We start from the raw sequence: 6657 nt of genomic DNA on the forward strand, positions 1-6657 counted from the left end.
CTCGTTAGTTAAGATTTCCATATTTGCCTCCAAATGCAATTAGTGTTAAAAACTTCATTCACTAATAACATAGTGGGGAAATTGCGAATCGTTAAATTTTTTAATGATTTTTAGAAAAAAAGTCTGTCATTATGAGAATCTGGATAGCGTCAAGATTTGTTCGCAATTTTCTGCAAATCACCCCCTTAGTCATCGAAAGCACCTGATAATGTAAGCGCGCCGACAACGAGTATAACAATGCCACCAAGTTTTCCTGCTCCAGGAATTGGTATATCGGAAATCGCTGCCAGAAAATTATTAATCACCGGAGCATTTTGCTCTAAGTCAAAAAGTTTATTCAGAAAAAATAATGTATAAAGCAAAATGCAGCAAAAAACGAATAATTTGATTGTTCTTACTAAAAGTCTTATTATCATAATTTCACCTCAATTAAATAGATTTCTGAAATTTCCTTTGCTTGCTAATAACATAGTAAGCAAAGGAAAAATCGTTAAGTTTTATGCAGGCAAATCTTTCATGTCTCTAGCACAAATCTTTTATCTTCACAGCGAAATTTTCATCTAGAATCATAACATCTCCTTTTGCAATCAGTCTGTTGTTCTTGTAGACAAAGACTTGCTCGTACCATTTTTGCTCAAGCTCAATTACCGAACCTTCGCCAAAACCATCGGCTTCTTTTTTGCTTACATTCGTCCAGCCTAGAATCACGCGAGTGTTGTAAAAATCATCGGTGTTTTTCTCATCATCTGAAAACTCAAACTGACCGTCACTCATTTCATTAATTCGAACAGCTTTTGAATCGTCAAGACAAAGAGCCTCGCAAGTCCAGCACTCCGTTCCGTCAATAAAGATTTTCAACGGATTTCCTGCCAGACTGTTCAGTTCCAGAATCATATTTTTTTCGAGATTCAGCTCATCGCTAAGACGACACCTGCCAAGTTCAACCAAAAGATTTTCTCTCGGTTTTTCAAGTTCCACCACCTTGTTTTTCTCGCCATGATAAATTATGTTCCGCTCACTTAGATTTTCGAGAATCTGAGCATTGAAGAAAATGTCTATTGGGTAAAAATCATCTTTTTTGTTTTTTCCAGTGCCTTCAAAACTCAGCTCAATGGTCGCCATCGCCCCCATCTCACAATAATTTTCACCGTAAGGTAGAAAGACCGGTTTATCCTCAAACTTGATTTCCGACATAGAAGGAAGAGGCCTATTGCTTCGGTTTGAGAATGCCTGTTCAAGCCGTTTCAAGCAGGGATTCGCCACAAAATCACTGAAAATCTTTTTCTCGAATGCGCTCGGATTTCTCCACAAGAATCTTGCTTTCTGCCCCTTTTTCATTTTCTTTGCTTTTCTACCCAAAAAGCCTTCGAGAAAAGTTGCAGGATTCACATTGAACAAAAGCACTCCATCAAGCCAAACAGTCGAAAACGAGAATGTTGGTGTTGGAATGCAACGGATGAATTCCTCGCGGGTCAGCTGATCTACAGAAGCAACATGAGCTTTTACAGGAATTTCCAAATCATTCACAAAGTATTTTGTGATAGAAACGCAATATTCTTCCAGAATATTAGACAAGATTCGAATTGTACTTTTACCGATTATATCGGGACGCTCAAAATCGAAGATTTTCACCTTGCGGGTTCGTTCTTCAGGCTTTGTATCTTTTTCGCAACTTTCAATCGCCTGCAAAAGCTCGTCAATCTCGTCCTGAGAAAGAATTTTATTGCTCATGTCCAATCCTCCGATAGTTTTTCGCTAGTCTTTCCGCTAATCAATCACCCAGCCGTCCGAAATCATTTCATCAATATTTTTGTACTGAGCAATCACTTTGTTGGTTGGGACTGGCATAAAATCTTTCAGTTCAACAGCCACGATTTCAATGCCATCTGAACCACGGCTTTTAATCATCCCGAATTTTCCGGCGGAAGATTTCATCATTGTGCCTTCGTAGGCTTCGTCTTTGGTTAGTTCAATAAGCTTTTCCTCCCACATAAAGTTTCTCCTTCGTATATCTCTTTTATCTATAACATAGTAGACAAAGGGTAAAGCGTTAAGTAATTTATAAAAGATTTTTATCAAAAACTACACTTTTCCCTATAACTTGCATTTTCGTGCGTTACTATCGCAAATTTTGTTTTTTTACCAGATTACAAAAGTATTCCAGAGAGCCTTTACCTTGTACCAAAAGAGAAGCCTCGTACAAAAACTCGCCGTCACCTTTTGAGTAGTCCAAACGAGGGGCATAATCTACGCAAGGTGTGTAAAACGGTTCATAGACAAAGTTTCCGTCGTCGTCAAGGCAGTCTACTGGAACGATTATGTCGCTGGAATCACGGTAACGCTTGCAGATGTTTTTTAACTTTCCGTCTTTTTCGCCACCCAGATGATTTACTACGCCGATTCTGCCGCTTGATAAATCCTGCACAATGTCGCCGTCATTAAAGAGGTAGGGAATTTCGCAGTAAAAATTATCAAGGCAATTGTCCGAATCAAAAGCTTGTGTCCCGATAAAAGTTGAATCAACTTGTAAAAGCTCACCTTTGCCGTTAAAGGTGCCGGAAACGTATTTATCACCTTCGTCAATTTTGCGGAGCGTAACTATAAAATCAAGAAGCTTGTCGTTCTCACCAGTCATTACATAATCGATAGCTTTTTCGATGGATGAAAAGGCTGGGCAGGAAAAAGTGTCGTAAGGCAGACCACGTAAGCTCTCGTTTTTTACAGAACAATCAACCTCGTAAATGCCTTCGAGCGTGTTCCGAAACAAGTCTATTTCAATTTCCATATCAGATTTTATGTGGGCTTCAATTTGAGTTGCGAGTTCTGTCGCCGTGATTTTTTCGTCAGAGTCAGGATTGCCGTCAATGCAGTTGCGGTAAGTTGAAAATTGCTTGCCGTCATTTTCTGGCAGGTACAGAGTTTTTGCAATTTCGTTTAAGGCATCCAGTCTTTCATCCTGTCGCAAAAGAGGATTTTGATAAATCAAAGCGGCTTCTTCACAAAGCGAAAACTCATGCCCGATTTGCCCAAGATATTCCCGAAGTGATTTTGATGGAATCAATTTTTTGAGATTTGTCATTTTTTACCACCCGAAAGATTCTTAAACGCTTTAATATGCTTGTCGATAATGTGATTTCCTGTAGAAAGTACATCTTCATCTGAAAGAGTCTGACCTTTTACCCCGGTAATTTCAATCAACCCGTTCAGCATCTTTTCCGCCTTTCCGATTGCCTTTAACAGCCGCACCTGATAAAACTGTTTTCTCGGTGCATTCTGCATTTCCATAAAGAGTTTGACTTGTGTTTGGGCGAGTTTGTAGTCTTCGTAAATATCAGAAATAATAGAACCCGTTTCTTTCAGATATGTTTTCTCGCTTTCAATTTCTTCATCTCGTTTATGAGGCAATCCTTTTTTGAACGCTGTTTTTAATGTTGCAGTCGGAATTGCAAGGTCTTTCATATTGTCTTCGATTGTTTTGACATTATGCTTCATTCGCCAGACATAACTATAAGCCTCATCTTTTTGCTCTTTCGTAAGTTTTTGAATCGGCAAAGAATCATCAGGAATGTAAAGCTTGCGGTAGGAATTAAAATTTTCCCACACATATTCGTGAAGTTCGTGTCTGATAGATTCCAGAAGCTCGTTCAGATGCTGTGCACTTTCAAGATAATCGTCGCGGTACATTTGTAAAAGCTCAATTGAGCCCTCTCCTTTTATCAAATCAGAGGCAACTTCAAGATAGTCGGTTTTTGGAGTGTCTTCTGGTAAGGCTCCTTCAACATCGCGGGCAAATTCCAGTTCCATAGGATTTGGATGTTCGTGGCTGAAACTACCGTCTGGGTACAAAAACTCAACGGTGGTAGAGACATCAGAAAAATCTGTGACGCTTTTAAGCCGCGTTTTTACATCGTTATCCCAATCTGTCCAATCTTCATCGTCTGAAAAGCTTCTCATTATGCCGATTTCATATTTGCCTTTGTGTTCCCCTGAATTTGTAAACGCAGGATAAGAGTCATAGCAAACTACTATATCGCCCCGCCTGAACGGATGCGGAACTGAAACATAGCGGCCTTTTTCCCAAAGTTCTTCGCTTTCATCTTCTTTTTTGGGGTCGAGGTAAAGCCACAAAAGATAACGTTCCCGTTCGCTGAACTGATGACCGATTTTCTGTAAATATTCGCGCACAGCTTTTGACGGAATCATTTTTATGATTTCTTCGTTTGAAGGAATATTCGCCTTTTCTGATTCTATCAGTTTTTCAAGGCGGGCATCCTGTTCTGTACGTTCTGCGTTCATTGCTTTGTGAAATCTGTCCATTTCTTCCTGGGGAATGTCTATTGTGTTTTTTTTCATATATTTATCCTGTCATTTATTTTCTCTTTTACAAACTTCCATCACTCTTACACCAAACTTATCATCAACTTTTACGACTTCTGCATTTGCGATAATCTTTCCGCTTACACTGTCATGCAGAGTTACATATTCACCGCAAAGTCTGTCGAGTACGATAACACTTCCTTTTTCAAGCTGGTCGTTGTCTTTCAGATTAAAATTGCCGAGACAAACATAGCCGCTTCCTTTTGAGTCTTTCTGAAATGCAGAATCATTTTGCGGGCTGTTTCCAAAAAGCAAACCGCTTGCAATCAAAACATTTTCCACAAAGGTACGTGGCAGACAGATGTTAATAAATCCTTCCTCATCGCCAATTTTTGTTTCAATGCAGATAAGAATTATAATTTCGTTCGGCGAAACAATCTGCATAAACTGAGGATTGTTCTGCGTGTTGATGATGGTCGGCATGGGAAGTTTTACAGCTTTCGGCTTTAGTCCGTGCGGATATTTTGCAACAAGTTCCGGACAGAGATTGAGTTCTTCTTCATAATTCATGAAGGCTTTTACCAGCATTCCAAGAATCGGCCTAATTACAGTTTGCTCCAATGTGGCAATTTCATTTTCGCTATAACCATAGTGGGCACGCACCCTCAAATCATGCAAAAAATCAGAGAAAATTTCGGCTGAATTTTCGTCATTTGTTTCGGGATCGCATTTTTCGTAGAGAAGCTGGATTATGTTATTGTAAAGCATCTCAATCGAAATGCACGGATCAATCTGAATGGCGATTTTCTCACTGCCAAAGTTTGCGGAAGAAATCAAAGTCGGAGTCGGAATTGAGCGGATAAATTCTTCATAAGTAAGTTCATCAACGCTTGAAACATGAAAATGACACAGCTGCCTTAGATTGGCTGAAAACCATGTTGTCATCCTGCGGGCAAGTTTTTCAAACATGAGTGAAACTGCCTGTTTCTGAGGATTCGTGAACACATCGGCTCGTCCAAGATCACATGGCTTCACATTAAAAATCTTGTCAATTTGTGGCTGTGAAAGTACTCTGTTTCCCAGCATTTTCTCCGTTTCCCCTGCATCTCCCATCTTTCCCAAAAGTTCATCGATTTCATTCTGTGAAAGCACATCGTTTTTCTCGTTCATTTTTGCACCTCTTTCACCAATAACATAGTGAACTGGAGGAGAATCGTTAAATTTTTATGGCGCAATGTGAATCCTTCCAAAAACATTCTTGCGGACGATATTCTTTTTATCGCACCATTCAGAAAACGCCTCCAGGGCTTCTCCTTTTAGCTGGCTGTTCGCAGGTCCTAGTGCCTGCCTTATAGTGAATTGTGGCGAGACTTCAATACAAATCTTGCATTTGTTCATGAATTTGGCATACACGATTGTGGAACGCCGCTCGAACACGGCATTTTTGTAGCCCCAGCCTACGCAATTGTGCATTTTGCTGCCGATTTTTTTCAGGGTAAAGCTGTCGCGGGCAACATAAAAGCACCATCTCTCTTCATCAGGAACTTTTTCAAGCTCATGCGTAGCCGGATTTTCCCGGAATTGTCGCCCGGCCTTGTATTCCAAATCCAGAAATTTCTGCTCAATCGGGAACACGAGGTTAAAATCACCGTCCACATCGCAGCAAGAGCCGTCCTGTGCAAGCTCATGCTGTCTGCGAAGAAGAAAATCATGCGTGTAAGAATTGAAACCTTCGTGCATCACTTCTTTTTTTTCCTGATCCGTAAGATACGGACTGCACACTATGTACATATTCAAGGCGTCGGTTATCGTGATGTTGGAAACTGTCTTCTCAACAAAAAATTTCACGGTTCTTTCGATGGAATTCCAGACAGTTTTTTGGTCGGAAATCGCGAGCATGTCACGGACAAAAGTTTTTAGCAGAACTCGGATTGTGTAAGAAATATCCCCGCCTGCAAAAGAAATCATGTAAAATTTCAGAAAAGCGTAAAACTCGATTGATGCCGTTTTTTGAAGAAGATTTGTGTCCGTAAATCCCAAATCTTTGGCGGCAGAATAGCAAATCACGCTCTGAGGAAATTTCTGATAAAGTTTTCGGATTGCTTTCGTGGGCTTGATTCCGAGACTGGAGAACATTTCATTTTCTGCACTCGGAGTGTCGCCCGAAGAAAGAGATGCAAAATCCGGGTCATAAGGATTCAATCCCCAGTGCTGTGCAATCTTGTAAAAATTCACATTGAACGGGCTGAGCATATAACCGAGAATCACGCTGAACCCGCCAAGAGAAGAAGCTACCGTCGGGCAAATGCCGAAAATTTCTTTGTATTGTGCGCCCATTTC

At 40.3% G+C, this 6657-nt stretch carries 7 protein-coding genes; all 7 read right to left on the minus strand.

Annotation, left to right across the window (positions count from 1 at the left end; genetic code table 11):
* Positions 1-185: 185 nt before the first annotated feature.
* Positions 186-416, minus strand: a complete 231-nt coding sequence (locus IJJ71_RS10795; protein ID WP_296846968.1) for a hypothetical protein — start codon at positions 414-416, stop codon at positions 186-188.
* Between the two features lie 106 nt (positions 417-522).
* Positions 523-1731: a FliM/FliN family flagellar motor switch protein gene (locus tag IJJ71_RS10800; RefSeq protein ID WP_296846970.1), complete on the minus strand. Its 1209-nt coding sequence runs from the start codon at positions 1729-1731 to the stop codon at positions 523-525.
* A gap of 36 nt (positions 1732-1767) precedes the next feature.
* The gene (locus IJJ71_RS10805) at positions 1768-1992 is read right to left on the minus strand and encodes a hypothetical protein (protein WP_296846972.1); all 225 of its coding nucleotides are present in this window, start codon (positions 1990-1992) and stop codon (positions 1768-1770) included.
* Positions 1993-2119: 127 nt separating this feature from the next.
* Positions 2120-3079: a hypothetical protein gene (locus IJJ71_RS10810; RefSeq protein WP_296846974.1), complete on the minus strand. Its 960-nt coding sequence runs from the start codon at positions 3077-3079 to the stop codon at positions 2120-2122.
* Entirely contained in the window at positions 3076-4353 is a 1278-nt protein-coding gene (locus tag IJJ71_RS10815) for a hypothetical protein (protein ID WP_296846976.1), read from the minus strand. The genes IJJ71_RS10810 and IJJ71_RS10815 overlap by 4 nt, the downstream gene beginning before the upstream one ends.
* A 12-nt stretch (positions 4354-4365) precedes the next feature.
* Complete coding sequence (locus IJJ71_RS10820) at positions 4366-5487, minus strand: FliM/FliN family flagellar motor switch protein (RefSeq protein WP_296846978.1); 1122 nt, start codon at positions 5485-5487, stop codon at positions 4366-4368.
* 54 nt (positions 5488-5541) lie between these two features.
* Positions 5542-6657 (minus strand): PcfJ domain-containing protein (locus tag IJJ71_RS10825; RefSeq protein ID WP_296846980.1); only part of this gene is annotated, 1116 nt, incomplete at its 5' end.

Source organism: Treponema sp. (assembly GCF_017430385.1).
Classification (GTDB): Bacteria; Spirochaetota; Spirochaetia; order Treponematales; family Treponemataceae; genus Treponema_D.